Genomic DNA, 26,123 nt, shown 5'->3' on the forward strand with positions numbered 1-26,123 from the left:
AAAGAAAAGGAGCGGATATGATATCCTACTCCTTATTCTTATCAGAAAATCTAATTAGAATTAGTCTTCTTTTTTCTTGCGAGCAACAAGTCCAAATCCACTCAAGACACCTAAAAGTCCAAGTGCTGCTAAGCTAGAGTCGGCTTCTGTACCTGTGTTAGGCAATTCTTTTTGAACTTCAACATTTTTAGGTGTTGATGGTTGAGAAGCTGGTTGGTTTGGAGTTGATGGTTCAACATGCTTAGGTATGACTGTTACTGGGACTTCTACCTCTACGATTTCTCCTGATGGTAGTTTCACTTTTACTTTAACACTTGGTTTTTGTCCTGCCGTATCAGTTGCTGGGATTTCTCCAACTTCTACGATTTCGGCACCTTTTGGTAACTCAATATGTTTCTTAACATCATCTTTGACAATTGGAGTTCCAACCTCTACTACGATTGGGGTAGTTTTAACCGTTTCTCTTGGAGCTGGAGTCGCCTTTGGTGTGACTGTTACTGGGACTTCTACTGTAATCACTTTGCCACTTGGTAATTCAACCGTTACCTTAACTGGATCTTTCTTACCTGGCGTTGTTAAGTCTGGAATATTTTCAACATTTGTGACCTTGCCACCTTCTGGAATCTTGATGCCTTTAGTGTAATCCTCTGGTGTTAATGGAGTTTTCGTAACTGGAGTTTCAATTTCCTTAACTGGAGTTACAGTTACTGGAACTTCTACTGTAATCACTTTTCCATTTGGTAATTCAACCGTGACTTTAACTGGATCTTTCTTACCTGGTGTTGTCAAGTCTGGAATGTTTTCAACATTTGTGACCTTGCCACCTTCTGGAATCTTAATTCCTTTAGTGTAATCCTCTGGCGTTAATGGGGTAGAGGTGACTGGTGTCTCAATCTCTTTAACAGGTGTTACATTAACTGGAACTTCTACTGTAATCACTTTTCCATTTGGTAATTCAACCGTGACTTTAACTGGATCCTTCTTACCTGGAGTTGTCAAGTCTGGAATGTTTTCAACATTGGTCACTTTTCCACCTTCTGGAATCTTGATGCCTTTTGTGTAATCCTCTGGTGTTAATGGGGTCTTAGTTACTGGAGTTTCAATTTCCTTAACAGGTGTTACATTAACCGGAACTTCTACTGTAATCACTTTTCCATTTGGTAATTCAACCGTGACTTTAACTGGATCCTTCTTACCTGGAGTTGTCAAGTCTGGAATGTTTTCAACATTTGTGACCTTGCCACCTTCTGGAATCTTGATGCCTTTTGTGTAATCCTCTGGTGTTAATGGGGTAGAGGTGACTGGTGTCTCAATCTCTTTAACAGGTGTTACAGTTACTGGAACCTCTACTGTGACTACTTTACCATTTGGTAATTCCACAGTTACTTTGACTGGATCTTTCTTACCTGGTGTTGTCAAGTCTGGAATGTTTTCAACATTTGTGACCTTGCCACCTTCTGGAATCTTAATTCCTTTAGTGTAATCCTCTGGCGTTAATGGGGTAGATGTGACTGGTGTCTCAATCTCTTTAACAGGTGTTACATTAACTGGAACTTCTACTGTAATCACTTTTCCATTTGGTAATTCAACCGTGACTTTAACTGGATCTTTCTTACCTGGTGTTGTCAAGTCTGGAATATTTTCAACATTCGTTACCTTGCCACCTTCTGGAATCTTAATTCCTTTAGTGTAATCCTCTGGTGTTAATGGAGTTTTCGTAACTGGAGTTTCAATTTCCTTAACAGGTGTTACATTAACTGGGACTTCTACTGTAATCACTTTGCCACTTGGTAATTCAACCGTTACCTTAACTGGATCTTTCTTACCTGGTGTTGTCAAGTCTGGAATATTTTCAACATTGGTGACCTTGCCACCTTCTGGAATCTTAATTCCTTTAGTGTAATCCTCTGGTGTTAATGGGGTAGAGGTGACTGGTGTCTCTATTGAGACTGGAACGACTTCTACTACATTAACAGGTACAGGTACCTCTTTAGTCGCAACTACTTTACCATCTTTCACATACTCTACCACTACTGTCGCTGGGATTTGTACACCAACTGTTGCTGTAGGTGGTACTGTTCCTGTTTTAACTTCTGTAACTGTTACAGTAACTCCTGATGGAAGCCCCTTCACGTTATTAGCTGCTTTTTCAGCCTGTTCTTTAATAGCTTTTTCTAGTTCTTGCTTATCACTATCTTTAAGAACTGTTACACCTTCTGGGGTTACTTTTGGTAATACTGTCACTGGGACTTTTACTGTCTCTTCACCATTTGCATACTTAACTTTAGTTGGTACTGTTACATCGGTTGCTCCAACTTTATCCTTTGTATCTGGTAAATCAGCTTCTGTTGGATCTTGTACTGTTCCACCTTGTCCTGGTGTTACTGCATCTTTTACTTTAGCTATTTCAGGTTTATCGCCTTCAACAACGTATACTTGATCAGCATTTGAACCAACTACACTTACAGTAATTTCTGCATCTTTTGTATACTTAACGCCATCTACTGTATAGGTTACTGGGACTTTTACAGTTCCTTTGTTTGTTCCTGCTTCCGATGTAATGGTTGCAAGCACTTCTTCTGTAATCGCTCCAACTTCTACTTCTTTGGCACCATCTGGTAATTTAGCTTTGAAATCTGCTGAGTTTGCTACTTCTTCTGCTTTAGCTTTAGCTACTTCTTTAACTTTATCTGTAGTTTCACCTTTTGGTACTGTTACTTCACCTTTAGCAACTGGCAATACTGTCACTGGTACTTTCACTTGTTCTGAATCTTTAATTCCGTCGTAAGTTACAGGGACCGTTACTTCTTTCTTACCTGTTGTTTTTGTTAGGTCTTCTGGAATTACAGGATTACCTCTAGTTCCATTAGCTCCTGGTGTTACTGCATCTTGAACAGTTTTAGATTCTACTGTATCACCTTCAAAGACTACCAATGATTTTGATGTTGAACCAACTACCGTTACCGGAACTTCTACTTCTTTAGATCCAACTACACGGCCTTTGTCATCAGTATATTCAATAACTACCTTAGCTGGTTTTTGTTCTCCTGTAGCAGTTGTTTCAGGTTTTTCTTTCACTTCTTTAACAGTTACTGTTACACCTGCAGGAATACTATCTTTTGGTAATGCATCCACCACTTCTTGAGCTTTTGCTTTAACCATTGTTTCTAAATCTGTACTATCTTTAAGTACTGTTACTCCCGTTGGTTTAACAACTGGTAATACTTTCACAACTGCAGGTACTTCTACAAGTTTGTCTTCACCATTCTTAGCAACTACTGTTACCTTCTTGTCTCCAGGTGTTGTTGTATCAACTGGTTCTTTATACTCAAAGGTTGTTCCTTCTGGATATTGCTCAGGGTTAATACTTTCACTTGCATCTGGTTGTGGTTTGGCAGGGTCTTCAAATACATATTGTGTCTCAGGGCTTACTACCACTACTTTAGCTGGTACTTCTACTAAAGTATCTCCATCTAATTTCGCTACAACGACTACATCTTTTTCACCCGCTGTTGTTGTATCAACCGGTTCTTTATACTCAAAGGTTGTTCCCTCTGGATATTCTTCTGGAGTGATACTTGATTTAGCATCTGGTTGTGGTTTGGATTTATCAGCTACAACAAATTGTGGAGTGCTATCAACTACACGAACAGTTGCAGGTATTTCTACAAGTACTTTATCCCCCTGTTTAACCACTACAGTTACTTTCTTATCTCCAGGTGTTGTTGTATCAATTTCTTCTTTGTACTCATATGTAGCATCGTCTGGATAGTCTGCTGGGTCAATATTATCTTCTGGAGACGGTTGTTTCTTGTCTGCACTTACTGGGACAATTTGTGGATATCCTGCAACAACTTTAATCGGTACATTAACAGTTTCTTCACGTTTATTATCCCCTGAACCGTATGTCACTGTCACAGGAGCTGTTAATGTGTCATCCCCAACTTTATCAGTTGTATCAGGAAGTTTAGTTTCATCTACTGTTTTCTCATTTCCTTTAGTAGTAACAGCATCTTTTAATTTTTCTGAAGATGGTTTATCTCCTTCTACTACATAAACAGGTTTTGCAGTTGAAACTTGTGGTTTAACTTTAATTGTAAACTCTTGATCTATTTCTTTCTTAGTATCAAACGTTGGATCCTGATCAAATGGATTATCTACAACATCATATCCCATAGATTTCAAAACATCAACACGTGCTTGAACTTTTTCTTCTGGAATTTTATCTCCTGATTTACCAGTAAGATCATCAATATTATATTTCGTATCTAATGGTGTTTCAACACCTTTATCATCTACAGAAACAAATTTAACTTTTGCTTTTTGATTGTCTTTTTCATAGGTAATCTTGATATTTGCTTTTGGATCCGTAATTTTTGGTGGTTTATATCCTTCTTCTGGTTTAGCAGGATTTACCGGTTCTAATGGTGTTCCATTTCCATCTTTTGGAGTATATCCATCTTTATGAGGAATAATTTGCGTAATTTCACCAGTCTTGGTTGGATCATTTGGATCGTTAGGGAATGGAATCGGATCTCCATCCTTACCAGTGGTTGGATCAACAGGAATCCAGCTTCCAATCTTCGTATAAGTAACTTTATCCGTTTCATCAGGGATTACTTTTGTATCTTTTGCAGGGGTTGCTGCTTCTTTAGCTGGAATTTCTTTTTTATCAGCAATATATCCTGGTAAAACATCTACTCCAACTTTATCCCATGTTTTATTTGGACTTTCCCAATCAGTATAGCTTACTTCTTTTGTGACAAGATTAACGGTTGCTTTTCTTGTGAATGGCACCGTTTGAACAGTATCATCCTTAGCTTTTTCTTCAGCTGCTGTATCTGAATCTTTCTTCACATATGAAATCACACGTTTAGCTGTTGTATTCAAGTCAGATTCAGCTAATCCCTCAGGCCATTTAAGTTCTGGTGTATCCCCATTTGGATCTACTGGACTATCTTTTTCATGTGGTGTTGATGAAGGTACTTCAATGATTCTAGGTTTAACCACAATTTTAAATGTTTGAGAAGGTGCTGATGAACCATCTGTTGGGTTAATATCTTCCTTGTCATCAAAAATTGGATGATGATTATCTTGAATATGGTATTCATCACTTTCTACTTCATAACCTTGATTCTTAAGTTCTTTGATTTTATTATCAATATCTGTACTTGCTGGTAATTCTGAACCAGATTTACCTGTTAAATCAAAGCTAGAAACCACTTCATTTGCAGCTCCATCGACTTTCTTCTCAATCACTACTTTAGCTGTTTGAGTAGAAGGTGTATATGTAATTGGTGATTCCCCAAATTTATCCGTTGGTGTAAATCCATCTGGAACTTTATAGCCTTGAGTTGGATCATTTGGATTTTTCGGTGTTAATTCTTGTCCATTATATACTGGAGTATAACCTGGGATATATGGAATTGTTATCGTGCTAAAATCACCTGGAACCGTTGGATCAGTCGGGTTATTTGGATAAGAGATCTTATCTGGTGCTCCTTGTGGTTTCTTACCTGCTGGATAGTTTGGTACAAACGAACCAATCTCCTTATAAAGAACTTTCTTCACTTCAGGAGATACTGTTCCATTTTGTGCTGGCTTAGGAGCATCTTTTTCTGGAACAAGTTTATCCGCATTATCCACTAATAAATAATTATTAATAACTGGAGATTCAACTGAGTTATACTTACCATTAGTACCATCTGCTTTAGCATCAGTTAGTTTATCCGCTTCATTGTAAACTTCCCAATCAGAGTAAGTTACTTCTTTTGTTTCAGGATTAACTGTTGCTGTACGTTTGTAAGTTACTTTTTGCACCTTTTCAGCATATAAAGGAGTAGCATTATCTTTGTTTGCATCTTCTTCTTTTAGATACTTAATTGTACGTGTAACTTCTTTAACTAAGTCCTCACGAGTAACTCCTGCTGGATATTTACCAAGATTTTCATCTCCTTCTTTTACAGGTGTATCTGCTGTTTTTGGAGATACTGGAGCTGTTGTGCTTGGATTTGTTGGATCAGTTGTTACTGTAGGGTCTACTTTAATTAAGTCTAAGACATGAACAGTGACATTTGTTTCTGTTGATTTCTTACCTTCACTATCAGTTGATTGAACTTTTACAGTGTAATCTCCAACTTTAGTTGTATCTAGATTACCTGCATCACTTACTGCGATTGTTGGTTTAGTAGAATCAACACCATCACGATCATCTTCTAAGTCAGTTGCAGATGGTTTCGCTTTTTCTAGAACTTTATTATTATTCCATTTGTCAGCTTCTTTTGTTTTATAAACATATAAATCTTTTTTCTCAACTGCTACTGTTGGAGCTTCGTTTAGAACATTAGCATAAGCTGGATCTGATTCGTTACCTGCTTTATCAAGCACAGTAACTTTGATACGTTTGTCAGGATTTGTTGTCTCATTCGCTTCTGTCAAATCTGTCCCTTTTGGAACTGGTACAACTAATTTACCATCGCGTACTTCAACTTTTGTTTCACCAATATACCAACCGTCTTCTTTTTTGTTTAAAGTAATTGGGGTTTTACTATTTGGTAACATAACTTTCATTGAAGTTACTCCACCAATAGCTTCTTTAATATTGTCTACCTCAGTATCAGCATCACGGTCCGTTCCATTGTTTCTATCATTGTCAGCGATATCTTGTTTTTCTCTAGGTACATCTGTTAAATTAGTATCTTTTTCTGTTGGGACAGAAATTAATAATTCTGTTGGTTGATTTTTATCAGTTTTTTCTCCATTAATGCTATCAGTATGAACTGGTTCCACAGTAGGAGTTACTGGTTTAATCGTATCGATGTAAATTGTTTTGTTGTAGTAGTAATCTGGATTGTCTGTATTTCCTAGAGCATTGAATGTATTTCTATATGGACTATTTGGATTTACAACACCTGTATTTTCTAATACTCTGTTTCCTTGTAAATCTGTAAATCCTTCTTTAATTTCTGCAGTTACCTTAAAAGTAGCTGTCCCTTTGAAATTTTTTGCCGTTGTGAAATCAATACCGAATGTTCTTGTCCCATTCTTTGCTGGATCTGAATCCCCTGCATTGAATTTCAATCTAAGCGTTCTTGTAGCTTCATCATACGATACGACTTGGAAAGGACCAGGCCAATTCCATTCATTTGCTTTTTTTAGAGAATCTTTTAATTCGACACCTTCAGGAATTTTAATTGTGTATTCATAAGCGCCGTACGTTGGTAACCCACCAACGTTTTTCACAGTAACTCTTAATTGACCGGATTCTTTGTCTTTATAGAGAGTGTCTTCTCCATAAGAGGATGTAGCATTATTACGAACAACATCTGTTGTCATTTCTAATGCAGCACCAACAGCTAAGTTGACCCCACCTACAAAATATCCATCTTCAATTTCTGATTTACCATTTACTGGATAGGTCTTTTTAAATGCTGGTCCATCCTCTAGTGCCTTAATTGTTATTTTAATTTTTTTAGTCGTATTTGGAGTATTAATAATCGTTCTCCAGAATCCGAAACCATTACCATTCCCTCCATCACCATACGGAGTTGAAACGTGTGTTGTTTCACTATTATTATTCGCATCTTTCAGTGTTGTTAAAACTTCACCTGTGTCTGCATCTGTAACTGTGATTTCTACTTTTTCACCAGTACCAGCAGTCCCCATATTCCCATATGCACCACCCGTTAATGCACTAAGATATAATCTAGAATTCGGATTGACATTAAATTCTTTCGAAATTTGTGTACCTTTTTTATTTAACTGAATATAATAGCCTTTACCGACAGCAGAATGTTCTGCATTATTTAAAGGAACACCAGGTACACTTGAGTAGTTGACACCATTTGCATAGTTTTGATTAGCTTTATTAGGCGCTAAAGGATTGTCTGGAGTAGGAGTATCGTTATACTGTCTATCAATACTTCCATTATTATCGTAAACTTTAGATGGTTTTGGTTCAAATCCAGCAGGTCTATCAGCCGCAACTTCTGTTGGAGCTTCTGGTTTAATAGCTGTTACATAATTATTTGTACCTTCTATCTTCCAACCATCAATTTCATTTTCGATTCGTTTTTCTTTCCAATTGTAAGTAATTTTCCCTAACTTCACTGGGGCTGGATTTGGACTACTAGCATTATTTCTTGAATATTGATTTTCAACAGTTGCGGATTTTGTTTCAACATCTGGAGTATTGAAATCAATATCCCCAAATTGATTTTTCAAACTTGAAATAACGTTATCTACTGGGTTAGCTCCTACCCCCCTCTTATTATTACTTGTAGGACCTTCCGCTGCTTGTTCCCCTACACCAGTAGGAGTCGCTCTAAACCCACTTTCCCCTTTACCAGGAATTGCTTTTCCGTTTCGTGGATCTTGGTTTTTATTTGTTTTTTCTACTTTAGCTTCTGTTTCTGATTTATCTTCTACAGCAGGAGACACTTTTGGCATGCTCTCAATTACAAAAGCCTTTTCTCCTAATCTTGCAACAGTTTTATCTACCTCTGCCTGAGTTGCTTTGTCATTTGCTGATAAAGCTTGAGCTTCTAATAGTGCTGCCTTTGCATCCTCAATAGTTTTTGATGTTTTATTACTAATTTCAACTTTATCGATAGCTGATTGAATACGTGAAATCGCTTCTGATAACTTACTGAAGTCTACCTTTGCAATATTTTCTGGTGCTACCCTATCTTCATTAACTAAAGCTTCAGCTGAAGTTACTACTGGTTTAGAAACTGGATCTTTAGAAGGAATTTCTTTTCCCTTAGCATCAGAGCTCGCAACATTCTCTTCGTGATTTAGGTTTTCTTGAGATGGCGATGACTGTGGATTAGACAAATTTGAGCTCGTTCTTGCATCGTTTCCTTGAATAGTGTCAGCTTTTGCAGTGGCTCCACCTCCAAACATCATAAGCGCAGCAATCGCTACCGATGCTGCACCGAAACTATACTTTCGGATTGAAAATCGTTGAACCTTTTGTCCATGATATTTTTTTATTCGTGAGTACATTACTACTCCTTTTCTTATATTTTTATTTACACCAAGAAAAGTCAGTAAAATCCTTAAATAGATACTAAGAAAATCCCTGACTTCACCTATTGTATAATATATATAATAACTCTATCTATTCACTATGTCAAGCAATTCGATATTTTAATCGATGTTGATATATAAAAAAGCAAAGATAATTAATAGCTTCAGAAATATGATTAATAACTTTCAAAAAAGCTTAAAAATTACCTCATATTTACATAGAAAAAGGAGCGGATATGATATCCTACTCCTTATTCTTATCAGAAAATCTAATTAAATTTAGTCTTCTTTTTTCTTACGAGCAACAAGCCCAAATCCGCTCAAGACACCTAAAAGTCCAAGTGCTGCTAGGCTAGCATGGTCTTCTGTACCAGTATTAGGAAGTTCAGCTTGTCCTTTAGCTTCTGATGGAGCTACTGGAGCTTGTGGTGCTTTACCATTTACTGGTGCTGATGGCATCGTTGGAGTTGCTGGGTTAGCCGGTGTTGTTGGGTTAGTTGGATTAGCCGGAGCAACCGGGGTTGCTGGGTTAGCTGGGGCAGCTGGGGTTGCTGGGTTAGCCGGTGTTGTTGGTTGACTTGGGTCTGTCGGTTTCACCGGACTTGTTGGGTTTGTTGAAGGTGTTGATGGAGAACCTGGTTGAGATGGAGTGAGTGAGCCTCCATTTGTAGTACCTTCTTTGACTTCTTTATAAACGTAAGTTACTTCTGTTGTTCCTTCTGTTACTTTACCATTTTCATCACCTTTAGTTGAAGTTGGTACTAATACGTATAGTTTTCCATCTTTCGTAGTGATTGTAGCTGGTTTGTTGTCAGTTGTGTCATATGCTGAGCTTACTGATCCGTCTGTAGTATCTTTAACGTCTTCTGCGATTGTGTTACCCGCTTCGTCTACATAATGAACGACTACGTTTCCTTTAATTTCTTTGTACACATATGTTACTTCTGTTGTTTTACCTGCTTCAACACTTCCGTTTTCGTTACCTTTAGTTGATGCTGGTACTAATTCGTATACTCTTCCTTCTGCAGTTGTAATACGAGTTGGTTTCATATCATTATCAGTAGTGTTGTAAGCAGCTCCTGGTTTACCGTCTTTGGTATCAACAGCGTCAGTTTGGATTGTGTTTCCAGCTTCGTCTACATAGTGAACTACTACTTGTCCTGCTTTTTCGTAAACGTAAGTTACTTCAGTTTTACCTTCTACTACATCTCCTGTTTCAGGTTTAGAATCGTCTTTAACAGCTTTTTCTGTTAAGTAATATTTAACACCATCTTTTTCGATTGTTGCTGGTTTATTGTCAGTTGTATCGTATTTAGCGTTTAGAGAAGCACCTTTAGTATCTTCTTTATCTTCAGCAATCACGTTGCCTTCTGTGTCAACGTAGTGAACTACTACATCTCCAGTTACTTCTTTATAAACGTAAGTAACTTCTGTTGTTCCTTCTGTTACTTTACCAGACTCTTCACCCTTAGTTGAAGTTGGTACAAGTACATATACTTTACCATCTTTTGTAGTGATTGTAGCTGGTTTGTTGTCACTTGTGTCATATGCTGAGCTTACAGATCCATCAGTCGTATCTTTAATGTCTTCTGCGATTGTGTTTCCAGCTTCGTCTACATAGTGAACGACGACGTTTCCTTTTACTTCTTTGTAGACATAAGTCACTTCTGTAGTTTTACCTGCTTCAACACTTCCGTTTTCGTTACCTTTAGTTGATGCTGGTACGAGTTCATATACTTTTCCTTCTGGAGTAGTGATACGAGTTGGTTTCATATCGTTATCAGAAGTATCATATTTAGCTCCTGGTTGACCATCTTTTGTATCAACAGCATCTGCTTGAAGAGTGTTTCCAGCTTCGTCTACGTAATGAACAAGAACGTTTCCTGCTTTTTCGTATACATAAGTGATTTCTGTAGTTCCTTCTACAACAGCACCGTTTTCTGGCTTAGAACCGTCTTTCAATTCTTTAGCTGTCAAGTAGTAAACTTGTCCATCTTTTTCAAGTTTAGCTGGTTTGTTGTCAGTTGTGTCATATTTCTCACTTAGTGATCCATTTTCTACATCTTTCGTATCTTCAGCAAGTGTGTTTCCTTCTGTATCAACGTAGTGAACGACGACATTACCAGTGATTTCTTTGTAGACGTAAGTTACTTCTGTAGTTTCTCCAGCTTTAACTTTACCTGTTTCATCACCTTTAGTTGATTGAGGGATTAATTCGTATACTTTACCTTCTGGAGTAGTGATACGGTTTGGTTTCATTCCGTTATCAGCAGTGTTGTAGTCTGAGTTTGGTTTACCGTCTTTTGTATCAACAGCATCTGCTTGAATAGTGTTACCTTTTTCGTCAGTGTAGTGAACGACTACTTGTCCTGCTTTTTCGTAAACGTAAGTTACTTCTGTTTTACCTTCTACTACGTCTCCGTTTTCTGGTTTAGAGTCATCTTTAAGAGCTTTTTCTGTTAAGTAGTAAACAGTTCCGTCTTTTTCGATTTTCTCTGGTTTGTTGTCAGTTGTATCGTATTTAGCGTTTAGAGAAGCACCTTTCGTATCTTCTTTATCTTCCGCAATTACGTTACCTTCTGTATCAACGTAGTGAACGACTACATCTCCAGTTACTTCTTTATAAACATAGGTTACTTCTGTAGTTCCTTCAGTAACCTTACCAGTTTCAGCACCTTGAGTTGCTGTTGGTACTAATTGGTAAACTTTGCCTTCTGGAGTCGTAATACGTTCTGGTTTCATTCCGTTATCAGAAGTATCATATGGTGTGCTAATTGATCCATCTGTTGTATCTTTAGCATCTTCAGCAATTTTGTTTCCTGCCTCATCTGTATAGTGAACTACTACATTACCTTTTACTTCTTTATAAACGTATGTTACTTCTTTAGTTTGACCTGATTCTACAGTACCTGTTTCATCACCTTTAGTTGATGCTGGGACTAGTTCGTATACTTTTCCTTCTGCAGTTGTGATACGAGTTGGTTTCATTCCGTTATCTGCAGTGTTGTATTCAGAACCTGGTTTTCCATTGTCAGTATCTTTAGCACCTGAAGCAATATCTTTACCGTCTGCAGTTCCTACTAATGGAGTTCCGTCTTCTGTTTGGTAATTAACGATTACTGATCCAGCTTTTTCATAAACGTAAGTTACATCAGTTTTACCTTCAACTACGTTTCCAGTTTCTGGTTTAGAATCATCTTTAAGACCAGCTTTTGTAATGTAGTATACAGTTCCGTCTTCTGCAGTGATTTTTTCTGGTTTGTTATCAACAGCAGTATCATATTTTTCGCTTAGAGATGCACCTTTAAGGTCGTCTTTATCAGCTGCGATTTTGTTACCTTCTGTGTCAACATAGTGAACTACTACATCACCAGTTACTTCTTTATAAACGTATGTTACTTCTTTAGTTTCTCCAGCAACAACTTTACCAGTTTCTTCACCTTTAGTTGCTGTTGGTACTAATTCGTATACTTTGCCTTCTGCAGTTGTGATACGAGCTGGTTTCATTCCGTTATCAGAAGTATCATAATCTGATCCTGGTTTTCCATCTACAGTGTCTTTAGCACCTGAAGCTACATTTGCACCAGCTGGGTCAACACCTACTAATGGAGTTCCATCTTCTGTTTGATAGTTAACGACTACTTGTCCAGCTTTTTCATAAACATAAGTTACTGTAGTTGTACCTTCAACAACATCTCCAGTAGCTGGTTTAGAATCATCTTTCAATTCTTTAGCTGTTAGGTAGTATTTAACACCGTCTTTGGTGATTTCAGCTTTTTTGTGGTCTGCTGTGTCGTATTTAACATTTAGAGAAGCATCTGTTTCGTCTTTTTCGTCTTCTGCGATTACGTTACCTTCAGTATCTTCATACTTAACGACAACATTACCTTTTACTTCTTTATAAACGTAGGTTACTTCTTTCGTTTCACCTGCAACAACTTTACCAGTTTCATCACCTTTAGTTGCTGTTGGTACTAATTCGTATACTTTACCTTCTGCAGTTGTAATACGGTTTGGTTTCATTCCGTTGTCTGCAGTGTTGTAGTCAGTTCCTGCTTTAGCGTCTGTAGTGTCTTTAGCACCCGAAGCAATATCTGTACCGTCTGCAGTTCCTACTAATGGAGTTCCGTCTTCTGTTTGGTAGTTAACGATTACTGATCCAGCTTTTTCATAAACGTAAGTTACTGTTGTTGTTCCTTCAACAACATCACCAGTTGCTGGTTTAGAACCATCTTTCAGTTCTTTAGCTGTTAAGTAGTATTTAACACCATCTTTCTCGATAGATTCTTTTTTGTGGTCAGCTGTATCGTATTTAACATTTAGAGAAGCATCTGTTTCATCTTGTTCGTCATCAGCAAGTGTGTTACCTTCAGTATCTTCGTACTTAACAACTACATTACCTTTAACTTCTTTATAAACATATGTTACTTCTTTAGTTTCTCCAGCTACTACTTCACCTGTTTCTTCACCTTCAGTTAAGTCTGGAACTAATTCGTATACTTTGCCTTCTGCAGTTTTAATACGAGTTGGTTTCATTCCGTTATCGGCAGTGTTATAAGCTGTACCTGGTTTACCATTATCAATGTCTTTTGCACCTGATTCTACAGTTTTACCAGCTCCATCTTCGTCTACTACTGTTCCTGCAAGTGGAGTTCCATCTTCGGTTTTGTAGTTAACGATTACTGATCCAGCTTTTTCATAGATGTAAGTTACTTTTGTAACACCTTCTACCACTGTACCTGTTTCAGCTGGTGATGTAGTTTCTGTACCATTTACAGATGTCATTGTGTTTGCTTCGTTTAGGTAGTAAACATTTCCTTGTGCATCTGTAAGTTTTTGAGGTTTTTCAGTTTCATTTTCTTTAGTGTTGTAAGGTACGTTTTTAGAAGCTGTAGTACTACTTACAATTACATCATTTCCATCAGCATCAACATAGTATTTCTCAGTTACTACTTCAGCTACTGTTTCAGGAGTATCAGTGTAAGGAGCTTTTAATTCTGTTCCGTCTTCTGTTTGGTAGTTAACGACTACAGAACCTTTTTTCTCGATTTCACGAGTTTTTTCTTCTGCATAAGTGTAAGTGATTGTTGTAGTACCACTTGCTAAACGGTATGCACGAAGAGGAGTGATTTCGTCACGGTAAGAATACTCTTCAACTTCCGGCGAAGGATCAGAAAATTTAAGAAGAAAATCACTACTATCTTCTAAAGTACTTGTTTCTTGATCAGTAACGCTTGCTATATCAGCTGTTATATCACTTGTAGGTCTTCCTTTATCATCAACTTGATCTCCCTTATCAGCACTAATCTCCAGAGGACCACCAGTTTTTGCCGCCATTCCTAAAGTAATATATCGTTTGAAATTAAGGAGGTTATCTTCAAATCCTTTTTCTTGAAGATATGCAAGATAGTTTTTTACAAGAGTTTTGTTTGCTTCTCCTGTTAAAGTATCTGGAGCCGCTTTAAAGTTTTGTACCATTGCATATGTTCTATTTAAAGTAGCCCCAGTTCCATCTTTATCATCTGCTACATTATCACTAGATGACAATTGTATCTGTGCTGTTAAAGAGAAACTCTCAGTTTTAGCTGTTACATAGGTATTTTTCTCAAGGACGAAAACATAATCACCTTCTTTGATTCCACCATCAGCTGTTACGTTAGCTGAAGTGAAGTTTTTTGCTGTTGCTTCTCCAGCTTTGAAAGCTTCTATCATCTTAGCATCAGAAGTGATCGCACCTGAATCAGCTTGTACATATTTACCATATGTTCCTTTTCCTGTTTGTTCAACAATCCAAGCTTTTCCACCAGGTTTTACAGTATCATAAGTGATTTTACCTTCTGCGTTACTTAACCCTTCTGGAGTCAATTTCGCAGTTACATCACCTAGAGTTGTGTCAGAGTACACTCCTCCACCGTTTCCAGTAGTTTCAACCTTAGGTTCTCCGATTAGGTGGTAAGTCTTCCCATCTTTTTCGATTGTTTCTTTCTTACCATTTTCTTTAGCGTCGTTTAGGTCGCTAGCTTCTGCATCACCACCTGTAGTTCCTTTGAAAACTTCTCCTGATTTACCGTATACATCGTATGGTGTTTCAATCGTTTTATCAGCACCAGAGTTTTGGTTTTTGTTTTCTTCTAATACAGTATTACCCTCAGCAGTTACATATTTGTAGTCTACTTTTCCAGTTTTAGTAATTGTATTTGTTCCCTCTGCAGTTGGATCAGTTGAAAATGCCCTACCTGCATCTGGGTTCTCAATATTAGCTGTATCTACAATTACTGACCCCTTATCATTTGAGATCGTTGTTGTGTTGTCGCTGTTTTCTGTCATCGCTGCTTCTGCAATATGGGGTTGTCCTGCCATTGCAAGGGCTGCACCGACAATCAGACCGACTGTACCGATTTTGACTGAGTCTGAACGACCGTCTTTAAACTTACGAATGGAAAATTTTTCTTTTTTATTTATAAACATCTTCATCATCCTTTTTTTATTGTATAATTTTTATTTTTAAGCTGTTATTATGCTAATACTTGCTTGAAAACTTCAAAATTAGACACTTAATTTTAACACTTTAAAACCTCTTATACAAGGAATTTGAATACTTTTTGATCATTCAAACTATAGTTTTTTGCTATATTTATATATAAAAAATCCATATAGCGTATGGATTTACATATTTTAAAATATACATTTATGCTACCAGCCAAGTGAAACCCTTTCAAACTGACAACCCAAGCGTCGCAATTCTTTTTGACGGTCCTCATAGTAGGGGAGGGAAATGCCTGTAATGGTCACATGGGGAAGGTCTTTCAAGTGCAGGCTGACGGATGAGGTAAAATGATAGACATGAACGAACTCGTATTCTTGAAAGAGTTGGGCTAGAACATCTTCAAAGATCAACTCCGTCTCCAAGTAGGTCACATCAGGGATAGTGAAGGTTTCCTTGGGATGGGGTATATAGAGGTCAATGGCCAAGGCCTTGGCATAGGTACTGATAAAGCGGATGGAGATCTGATCGTCCTCTTCAGAGAACTTTTGCCCCAGCAGAACCTTGACTGTCTTGCCATTTGAAACAGGAGCTTGAGGCAGGTTAAAAAAATGCTCCAGATAAACTAGCTTTTCTCTAGCCACGACATGGTAGTCGCTGCGATAGAGAGTATAGTGCTTTTCCGTCCGCTCAATCAAGTCATCTCTGGTCAAGCCCAAAGAGCCCACCTGACTGGGTTGAAGGGGCCAAGCATACATACCCAAGGGATAAATATCCGCATAGCCATCATCGAAACTCATGAGGTGCTGGTAGGTCGAACTAGCAACCAAGTCCAGAATCAAGCTATTGTCAAAACTAGCATAAAAGATAGTGTCATAGTCTCCCGCCAGCTCCTGACAAATCTGAGCCAAGTCCGCTGCCGTCTGAGGATAGTAAACATGATCAAAATCCTTAGCATAATGCTCTTGTCGGGCATTTTTGACAGGACTGACATAAAGACTGACAAAGTCCTGATCCGGATAGAGTCCCTCGATATGCTGTGCAATCTTGGACTGCAAGGGTGTTGTCGCAATGATGAGGTGTTTCATCTCTTTGATTCTCCTAGGTGGTGATGGTGCAGCAAGGTCTCAACGACTTCAAAGTCCAAGGCATCGTCGATATCATAAGAATAGAGTTTGGGCATTTCATAGGCTACTGTCTTATCCGTGTAAAAGGTCTCATCTCGTAGGTAAAGGTCCTTGCGAGAAATCCAAATACTACCGTTGGGATAGTAATAGACAGGTTCTTTCTGCCGAGCATAGTGCTTGGAAACTTGAGGGGGATGGATAAATGACGACTCCGCAAACTGCAAGTAAAGACTACGACTCTTGTCCGCCTTAACACAGGAAATCAAATGGTCAGCGCCAGACTGACAGTAAAGTTGATAGGACTCGATGAGATGCTCTACCTCTCTAAGAGGTGAACTCACCTGTAGATTGACAAAGACCTGCTCTTCCTCAAAGGGCTGTAAAAAGTCGCGTAAGGTTTCTAAGCTAGAGGTTGTTGCCAAGGCCAATTCTTTTGGTCTATGGACACAACGAATCTCTGGATAGGCTTGACAACAGAGTTCTAGATAGGCTAGTGAGTCTGAGGATATCCAGATATCACTAAATAGCTTGGAGGCTAGAGCGACTTCTATGGTATAGAAAACCAAGGGTTTGCCTGCAAGCGGTTTGATATTTTTATCCACTAAGCCGCGTGAACCCGAACGGATCAAAATGACGGCTATGGGTTTAGATGTTGCTTTCATATAGTCTTCCTAGAAATGAGATAAAAAGAGCAGATAAAGTAGTAATGATGCTATTTAACCAAGGATTTGGGTTGGCAAAGAAACCACTGTAATGATAGAGGAGCAAGGCCCCTAGACTAAAGACCAGATAGATTTTAGCCAGTTGTAAACTCGGTTTTTGAAGGAGTAAAACCAAGAGGTACAAACCTCCAATCACACCCAGTGTCAGACCCATAAAGCCGTTAATCCATTCGTAGATGGAGTAAATTTCTGCATTCATGAGTAAGAGGCAGAGAAGCCAAGACAGGCCTGCTATGACAAAGGACAGGAGGCTTGGCGACCAGCGAATCTTTGACCAGGCGAAATCCAATTTCAAACAGGTCACGATTGCATTCATACTGGATGAGACCGTGGATTGGCCCGCTGCCAAGAGAGCTAGCATGATGAAACCGCCAAACCAAGGTGCCAGACCTTCCCGAGCGTAAGTAATGAGAACAGGATTGGTCGATCTGGTAGCGAAATTTTCCTGACGAATCAATAGACCAATCAGATACAGTAAACTAGCAATCCCAAAGGACAAAAGGCCCTGTAACCATAAGATTTTTCCAATCTTCTGATGCCCCATTTTGCTGTTAAAACGTTGGACGATATCCTGAGAAGAAACGTAGGAAAACAGGCTACTAAAACCTGCTCCTGCAACCAAGATCAAGATCGTCCGCCCATCCAAGGTCTCTGCAAAGCGAGATAGCTGCTGACTGCTATTTACGACTAGACCTGATTGGGCAATTCTTGGTAGAAAGAGGGCCAATATAGCCAGCAGGACCAAGCCCTGAAAGAAATCCGTCCACAAGACAACCAAGAGACCTCCTCTTGCTAAATAATAGACCGTCAAGAGAAGGAGTAAAGCTGACAAGACAAGTTGATTGATAGGGATAAAGGGCTCTAGGGCCTGTGACAACAAGTAGGTCACAACCGCTATTCGCCCCAACTGGTAGAGGATAAAAAGGCCTGAGGCCAGTAATCGAATGCCAGACGACTGAAACTTGTCTTCTAAAAGATGATAGGCCGTCTCATAGTTCCCCTTTTGATAGAGCGGCAAAAAGTAGCGGTGAGCGAGGGGAATTGCTAGAAAGATGCCACACTGGGCAAACCAGAGATAGGACCTGCCTGTATAGGCATTTCCCACCAGAGTCAGAAAGGAAATAGGACTAAGCAAGGTCGCAAAGACCGAGAAGGCCAAAACGGTCACAGGAACAGCTTTCTTAACCTGATAGTAGTCCTCTTCGCTCCCTTTTTTCCGATAGGCAATCCAGGAAATCAAGCAGAAATAAAGCGATAGGGTGACTAGAATTCCCAACATCCTAGAATTTCCTATCTAGTAGTTCGCGGTAGCTTTGGGCCACCGTCCCTAGTGAATAGTGGGCCGCTAGGGCGATATTTTCTGCATTTGATTGGCGATAATCCGCTTGCTCCATCTCTTCTATCATTTGAATCAATTGTGCCTTATTCCGGAAAAGGCGGATGGCATCTGACTGACCAGCATAAAAACGATGGGCAATCTCTACATCTGATAGCAAGGCTAACAAACCTTGATTGAGGGCTTCGACGCAGGCGTTGGCAAATAATTCTGTAAAACTAGCCGACAGGTAGCACTGGTGGAGGTGGTAAGGAACCTCATCGACAATACCTTTGAACTGAATGGTTGGTGGCAGGTCGTAGCGATTGCGCAGTTCCTCCAGACGCTCCTCGGTACCACCATAAAAGGTAATCTGGGCCTTGGAGCCACGTTTATAGAGTTCGATAAAGGCTTCAATGACAAGTTCAACGTTCTTGCCTTCTCCCATATGACCTACCAAGCAATAGTCCAAAACAGGTCCGATTTGTCTTAGCTGACCTAATTTTTCTGTAAACATTGGTGGTAAAAACTTGGTATCATACCCTTGTTTCGCCAAAGTATCAGTCAACACTTCACTGGCAACCAAGTATTTGTTTGTCTTGCGCAGATTGGCTAGGCGTAAGTCTCGCATGATATTTTCATGGACGACTTCATAATAATTTTTATCCGTGTTTTCCATGTAACGCCAGAGGCTGGGTTTGGGAACGATTTGTTGGTCACGGATGAAGAGGTCGGTTTGCTGGGCCCATTTGGCTAAGAACTTGACCAGCAAGTCCTCTTCAGAACGGATCTCTCCTCCTATGTGGTAGATGTATTCTGGGTAAAAGATAGTGACAGGAGAGGGTTCTTTGAAGGGATCGATAAAGCGTCCTTCTAGAGCCAGTTCTCCATTTTCATGATACCAACGAAGTTCCTTTTCCTTGAAATCTTCAAACAAGAAGGGACCCTTAGTGTAGTAATATCTGCCTGAGCCATCTCCTAGGGTAACAGAGGCCACAAAACCGTCTGCATTGAGTTCCACCTGATCTCCGTCTGCTAGCGTTAGACTTTCTGGTTTCACTGATAAGTCTGCATGGCCTATATCTGAAAAACTATGCGGAACACAGAGCAGTTCCTTTTCTAAAAATCCTAACTTGATCAAGTCTTTCTTCCAATCAGGACGAAGCTGAGGACTTGACACAAGGTGGACATATTCCAAACCCAGATGTCGTGCTATACGGGCTCGATAGACCTGGGTACTCTCAAAGCCATAGCGATGGATTTCCTTGACTGGATGGATGGTAACAATTCTCGACATGCTATACACTCTTTCTCTCTTATTTTCTGCTTACAAACGAAAAACCACCCTCACAAAAAGGTGAGGGTGGTTCATCCGTTACAATGCTTGGGGCTTTCCTAGCAAGTTCCCCCTCAAAAGGACTTTATGCTATTCTATCACAAAGACTGACCGTCTGCAAGATGGACTGGCTTAGACAGAATATTCTGAGGGAGTTTTCTTATTGTTTGTAAATCGATTCTCTGAAATCATCTGTGCTACGTAGATAGGCATTGTAGATTTTTTGTTTTAACAAGTGGACCCAACTTGCAGGAGCATGGCTTGTCGTACGGTCAATGTTAGCCACATCTTTTGCCACTGCTTGATCGATGAGTTCTTGCATTTGAGCAGCTGAACGGATTGTAATCTCCTTGCTGCTGTTTGGTACACCAAGTTCGTACTGAATGGTGATTGGTTTCAACTGATCTTGCTTGTGAATACGTTGATCAAACATATCCTTCTTGAAATCAGCCCATGAACCGTATTTGTTGGCAAAGACATTTTTCAATACGAGGCTATCAGTTATGAGGCCCACATCTTTTCGGAGCCAATCTGAATAGGTAATGTCCCCATTACGTTTAGCTTCTTCTGCGTATTGGTTGGATACATATGGTAAGAAGCCATCTTGGTAACCTTTTTCTGCCAACAATTCGTAGGCTGTCTTTCTAAACATGATGTCACCAGGCGCACCCTTTGGATTACTGAGGGCAGCATAAATCGGTGAGAACATGCTGATCAGATGATAGCCATTACGAGTATAGTCGCTCTTATCACGGTAAGCCCGACGGTTGATGATATCATTGTCAATCAAGGCATCAAGACTGGTTAGTTTACTTACTTCAGCATCTGTCAATGGACGAACAGAGTTTCCAGCATGAGTTTGTTTATGGTACTTGTCCTCAATGTAGAAATTCTCTATTTTTCTAAACCATTTTTTCTTAACATCATTTGACTTAGTTAAAATGGCATTGGCTTCCATAGCATCCAAGGTATACAAGACATCGTACATACCGTGCACATACTCTTGCAAGGCTGCGGCTGATGTAAAGCGACTTGTCGGATCATAAGTATGCAAGCGAGTTGGTGAATCCTTATCCCCTTTATAGAGAGTATTCAAGACAATAGCATCCTTATCTAGACTGTCAGCAGATTGCAACAGTCCTAAGGCATACAACTCTGCTCCCAATCCTTCACGACGACCTTTTCCTTCAAAGTAAATATGTCCGTCAGAATTGTGAACCATTTCATGAGTATAGACAGATGTTCCGTATTTATCCAACAAGCGGTCGCTGACATAGCGGACCTCAGAACCGTTGGCATAGGCTCCAGCTCCTTTACTTTCCCCATACCACTTACCAGTTGGTCCAAAGAAGTTGTAGATAGAAGCAATGGACTTATCAGACAGGGTAGCCCAGTAATACTTGCTATTGCTATCTTTCATACCAAAGCCATCTGAAACCATGACTGAACGGAAGAGTTTTTCTTTGTATTCTGGTGAAAGGAAGTGGTACCAGATATCGTAGTGGTCTCGTTGCCATTCAGCCGACTGGTTGACCTTAGCACGGACATACTGACGCAATTCTTCTCCTGATAAGACTGTATTATTGACACGATCACGGTAGCGTTCGTAGCCACCAAAGGCCAAGGTAGAAAGATTTGAAATCACATAAACATCTTCTTCTGGCAATGTTAATAAAGGTAGGAGCATGTTTTTTAATTTCCAACTTGGTGCCGTAATACGGTCATAGACTCCCAGCATATAGTTACTATCTGGTGTTGCTGACTCTTGTTTAGCACGCACTTCTGGAATCGCTGATTTACTCTCTACGATATAGGCCTTGGTATTCGTCTTCAACCATTCATTATTGGTTTTAGTTGGTAGGAAGAGTTTTCTGTAAGACTCTAGTAAATCCGTCACTGTCTTGCGACCTTTTGCAGCTGCTAGTGTTGTTTCATAGGCACTTATATTATTTGATGCCTTGAGATTTTCCATACCGCTCTGACCTAGGGCAATGATGGTATCCAAGGTTGAAGCTGTGCTATTGCCATCAAAGTCAAACTTATAGGTATTGAGATCCTTGGTATTGATGTGATCATAGTTGATATTGTACCAGCGATTGAGGTAAGTCAAACCAAGCAAGAAAGCTTCCTTGTTGTTTTTGATTTTTTCGCTGATGTAGGTTGCTACACTATCTCCCATCGTATTGATAGACTTGTCCATGGCTAGCACTTTACGGAGATGTTCGCCGATATTAGCCTGAACTTTTTCGAATTCTTTATCCAAATATAGCGGATCAAGCGACGCATCTGCCTCAATACCCAGAACTCTTCTCATGGCTGCCGAGTCATATTCGACCCCTTGCAAATCTGCTAGAACTTGATTGGTCACTTTTGTATAGTCAGATAAAAAGGCCTCTGGTGTAAAGATAAAGTTTTTACCTGCTACGCTGTACTCTGCAATTTGTGTATTTTTGAAGTTTTCTTTGTAGGTGACATCCAGATAACTGATTGTATTATCAGCAAAATGCAACATCAGTTTATTGATAGCTACTTTATTCGCCTGAATATCTGTGATGATGTCATTGTCCTTCATTGGTACGACATCCAGCAGTTCTGTAGTATAAAGCTTATCAGTAGGATCAACTTGATTTCCATAGTGAACCACTAACTCTTTGTTATAGAAAGGCATCAATTTCTCGATATTGTGATAAGCAACTTTTCGACTAGCTTGGCCTTGACTTAACTGAGTATAGTCCACACTGTGCTGATTGGCCTTAAGTGTTTGACCTGTATCGTTTAGTGTCACTGTCATCCCATAAGACTGAACCTTTTCTCTGGCCTGGTCTTGGGTGATTGGGGCCGCATAGAGATCAGCCTTCTTGTTCTCAACAGCAGTGCTGGCATCTTTGATGTCCGCTCCCTTATATTGGTCTCCTGTGATGCCATAACCATCTCCAGTATTAACCATGCTAACGACATGATGGATACGGCCATTTTGCCATGTAGAGCCAGCTATACCTCCGATACGTGGATAGGTTGTCGTATTGAGGATGGTTCCACTTGCTAGTGCATGAGAGACCAAAGCACCACTTTGAACTTTCCCTACAATACCTCCAGCAAATTGGTCATTGTTGCGAGCATTGCTAGAAATACTTGTATCAACAGCTACCTTATCAATCTTAGCCTTAGTACCAGATAAGAGTCCTGCTATACCTCCCACATAGTAAGGAGAAGCATCCGTATGCTTGGCCTGAATGCTACCTGTAAAGGAACTATTAGTAATTTCTGTATCTTGAGCCTTGGCTACCAAACCTGCAACTGACTTGCTACCTGTCAATTGACCTTCTACAGCTACATTACTAATCTGACTATTAGTAGCTACTTTTGCTAGGCTGGCTGTGTCATCTTGACTCTTAATCGCTACTGCTTTAAGGTCAATATCTTTCACAGTAGCCTTGGTCAAGTTATCAAACAAGGCTGTCTTGAGGTCATAAATCGCAAACGGCTTACCGTCACTCGCACCGATAAGATTACCAGTGAAAGTGCCTGTCACATAGCTGGTTTGTCCCTTAGCTAAGGCCACTTCATCAGCTGTCATATCAGCTCCAAGTTTAAAGGTTCCAGCTAGATTACCTTGCATGGCAGCAATCAGTTTCTTGAAGGAAGTATAGACACCGTCCTTGGCAATCTTTTGCTTATCAACTGTGAAGCTATAGTTATCCTTGTATGCTGAATCTTTCTCTTGAACCAGTTCATTGAAGGCAACGGTTACCTTGTACTTCCCATCCTCTGTTTCCTTAATAGAGCTCACTGGTAGCAACATTTCTTTCATCTTATCTGATTTGACTTTGACAAAATAAGGTGACAAATCACTTGGTACTTCTGATAAATTCAGATAGCGACGGTAGTGACCATCTTCCTTACCATAGAGCCCCACTTCATCCACATCTTTGATTTCAATTTTCTTATAGTCCAATTGAAAATCTTTCGTTGATACTTCTGTATTTTCCTGATCAGATTGACCTAGATTATAGGTCAAGTAAGTCTTAATTGTATAAGGAGTATAGTAGTCCAAACCATCAATCGTTTGCTGAACGGATAAGTCTTTCAAATCCACTTCTTTAATTAGTATTCCATTTTGAAAAATTTGAGCCTTGGCCTTAACAAAAGCAGACGTTTGGTCATCTAAGTGATAGGTGACTGCTACAGCTTTTTTGCTCTCATCTTTAACCAGATTAGTAATTTCAACTGTTGGTTTGGTTTTAACAAGACTACCAACCTTGACAATCTCTTTGGTTGGTTCTACTTCTGTACGTGAGATTTCCTTGCTAGCTTCCACCTTACCATCTACGAGATAATCTTCATACTCGATTGTCCGTAAACCGGCTTTTCCTTCCTGAGCAATTTCTCGATGATTTTTTAAGATAGTCGCATCTTCAATTTCTTCAGTTTCATGAGGAATGGTTTCTGTTACTGTACGATGATTGCTTGTCAAAGGCAGTTCAGGAAGAGTCTCTACTACAGCAGCCTCACCCTCGTGACCCGACTCTTGGGTACCTTGAGTGCTGATTGGATCTGTATACGCTGGTTGAACGGGTTGAACTAGAGCCTCACCATCATGACCTGACTCTTGTGTGCCTTGAGTACTGATCGATGCTGTGTAGGCTGGTTGAACGGGTTGAACTAGAGCCTCGCCCTCATGACCGGGCTCTTGCGTACCTTGGATACTAATTGGAGCTGTGTAAGATGGCTGAACGGGTTGAACTAAGGCTTCACCCTCATGGCCGGGCTCTTGCGTGCCCTTACTGCTAACAACTTCTGTAGACTCTGGCACTGTTGGCTCAACTGGAGCTCCCTCCTGAGGACCTGTGTAAACTGGTAGTTCTGATTGAACCAGGGATTCGCCTTCATGACCTGACTCTTGTGTGCCTTGAGTGCTAATTGGGTCTGTATACGCTGGTTGAACTGGTTGAACTAGAGCTTCACCCTCATGGCCGGGCTCTTGTGTACCTTGGGTGCTAACGGGTTCTGTATAAGTCGGTTGCACTGGTTGAACTAGGGCATCGCCCTCATGACCTGGCTCTTGCGTACCTTGGGTACTAATTGGGGCTGTATAAGACGGCTGCTCTGCTTGGATTAGGGATTCGCCTTCATGACCTGACTCTTGTGTACCTTGAGTACTGATTGGGGCTGTGTAGGCAGGTTGCACTGGTTGAACTAGAGCCTCGCCTTCATGACCTGACTCTTGTGTTCCTTGGGTGCTAACGGGTTCTGTATAAGTCGGTTGAACGGGTTGAACTAGGGCATCGCCCTCATGACCCGGCTCTTGGCTCCCCTTTGCTTGCACTACAGTTTCATTGTTTTTTTGTAGTTGAGACTCTATAGGAGAAGGTGTTCCTCCTTGTTGTTCCTCTATCGTTGAGCTATCTACATTTTCTAAGTTAGACTTGCTGTCATGCGCCTTCTGTTTATCTGATTGCTTAACAACGTCTACTTTATTTTTCACATATCCTATGTATGTATAACCAGGAATATCAACCGGGGCTGGCAAGGCATCTCCTGCCTGAACCGATAGTTGAGTGTTATAAGCAGCTAGTGTTTCGCTAGTCAAGGCAAGGACAGTTGGAGACAGCAACTGGCTTCCTAGACTGGTTACTAACAAGAATCGACTAATCTTGCTCTTGCCATCACGTCCCTTAAGAACCACTACGACCAGCAAACTAAGGCCTGCCACTAAGGCAGCAGTTCCTAGAGAAGAGCTAGCTCCTGTGTTGGGTAGTACTTGATTTGCTCGATAAACAAGATAGTAGGTAGCATCTGTTTCTTCCGCTACTTGTGGTAGGGATGTAACTAAGAGAGTCTTCTCTTCATCAGTCAAATCCGACTCTAAAACATAAGTATAATTAACGGCATGAGATTCTTGGGCAGATACAGTCTGTAGGCCAGTTCCCATCAAAAAGAAACACGCAACTGCTACAGATACAAGGCCAACTGCCAATTTTCTCAATGAGAAATTCTGTCTTTTTTCTCCACTAGTTTTGAAATTCATATTCCCCTCTTTTTACATTTTTAAATTAGTATATTAATTTATAGCAAAATATACAACTCTTCCCATTATACATCAACTTTT

At 39.8% G+C, this 26,123-nt stretch carries 7 protein-coding genes; all 7 read right to left on the reverse strand.

Annotation, left to right across the window (positions count from 1 at the left end):
• Positions 1 to 60: 60 nt before the first annotated feature.
• The gene (locus O3616_RS08975) at positions 61 to 9,006 is read right to left on the reverse strand and encodes a Rib/alpha-like domain-containing protein (RefSeq protein ID WP_371638673.1); all 8,946 of its coding nucleotides are present in this window, start codon (positions 9,004 to 9,006) and stop codon (positions 61 to 63) included.
• Between the two features lie 303 nt (positions 9,007 to 9,309).
• Positions 9,310 to 15,498, reverse strand: a complete 6,189-nt coding sequence (locus O3616_RS08980; RefSeq protein ID WP_371638674.1) for a MucBP domain-containing protein — start codon at positions 15,496 to 15,498, stop codon at positions 9,310 to 9,312.
• Between the two features lie 225 nt (positions 15,499 to 15,723).
• Positions 15,724 to 16,602 (reverse strand): glycosyltransferase family 52, encoded by an 879-nt coding sequence (locus O3616_RS08985; protein ID WP_371638675.1) that lies wholly within the window; start codon positions 16,600 to 16,602, stop codon positions 15,724 to 15,726.
• Positions 16,599 to 17,303 carry a cytidylyltransferase domain-containing protein gene (locus tag O3616_RS08990; RefSeq protein WP_371638676.1) on the reverse strand — a complete coding sequence of 235 codons (705 nt, stop codon included), beginning with the start codon at positions 17,301 to 17,303 and terminating at the stop codon, positions 16,599 to 16,601. The genes O3616_RS08985 and O3616_RS08990 overlap by 4 nt, the downstream gene beginning before the upstream one ends.
• Complete coding sequence (locus tag O3616_RS08995; protein ID WP_371638677.1) at positions 17,287 to 18,642, reverse strand: sodium:solute symporter; 1,356 nt, start codon at positions 18,640 to 18,642, stop codon at positions 17,287 to 17,289. The genes O3616_RS08990 and O3616_RS08995 overlap by 17 nt, the downstream gene beginning before the upstream one ends.
• Position 18,643: 1 nt before the next feature.
• Positions 18,644 to 19,975: a glycosyltransferase gene (locus tag O3616_RS09000; protein WP_371638678.1), complete on the reverse strand. Its 1,332-nt coding sequence runs from the start codon at positions 19,973 to 19,975 to the stop codon at positions 18,644 to 18,646.
• A gap of 199 nt (positions 19,976 to 20,174) precedes the next feature.
• Entirely contained in the window at positions 20,175 to 26,042 is a 5,868-nt protein-coding gene (locus tag O3616_RS09005) for a ZmpA/ZmpB/ZmpC family metallo-endopeptidase (RefSeq protein ID WP_371638679.1), read from the reverse strand.
• Between the last annotated feature and the right edge of the window lie 81 nt (positions 26,043 to 26,123).

It is taken from the genome of Streptococcus sp. 27098_8_86, assembly GCF_041432595.1.
GTDB lineage: Bacteria > Bacillota > Bacilli > Lactobacillales > Streptococcaceae > Streptococcus > Streptococcus pneumoniae_F.

What these genes read in the sequence shown, in the direction of transcription:
- O3616_RS09005 (WP_371638679.1), bottom strand. Translation starts at nt 26,042, where the DNA reads ATGAATTTCAAAACTAGTGGAGAAAAAAGACAGAATTTCTCATTGAGA.
- O3616_RS08990 (WP_371638676.1), bottom strand. Translation starts at nt 17,303, where the DNA reads ATGAAAGCAACATCTAAACCCATAGCCGTCATTTTGATCCGTTCGGGT.
- O3616_RS09000 (WP_371638678.1), bottom strand. Translation starts at nt 19,975, where the DNA reads ATGTCGAGAATTGTTACCATCCATCCAGTCAAGGAAATCCATCGCTAT.
- O3616_RS08980 (WP_371638674.1), bottom strand. Translation starts at nt 15,498, where the DNA reads ATGTTTATAAATAAAAAAGAAAAATTTTCCATTCGTAAGTTTAAAGAC.
- O3616_RS08995 (WP_371638677.1), bottom strand. Translation starts at nt 18,642, where the DNA reads ATGTTGGGAATTCTAGTCACCCTATCGCTTTATTTCTGCTTGATTTCC.
- O3616_RS08985 (WP_371638675.1), bottom strand. Translation starts at nt 16,602, where the DNA reads ATGAAACACCTCATCATTGCGACAACACCCTTGCAGTCCAAGATTGCA.
- O3616_RS08975 (WP_371638673.1), bottom strand. Translation starts at nt 9,006, where the DNA reads ATGTACTCACGAATAAAAAAATATCATGGACAAAAGGTTCAACGATTT.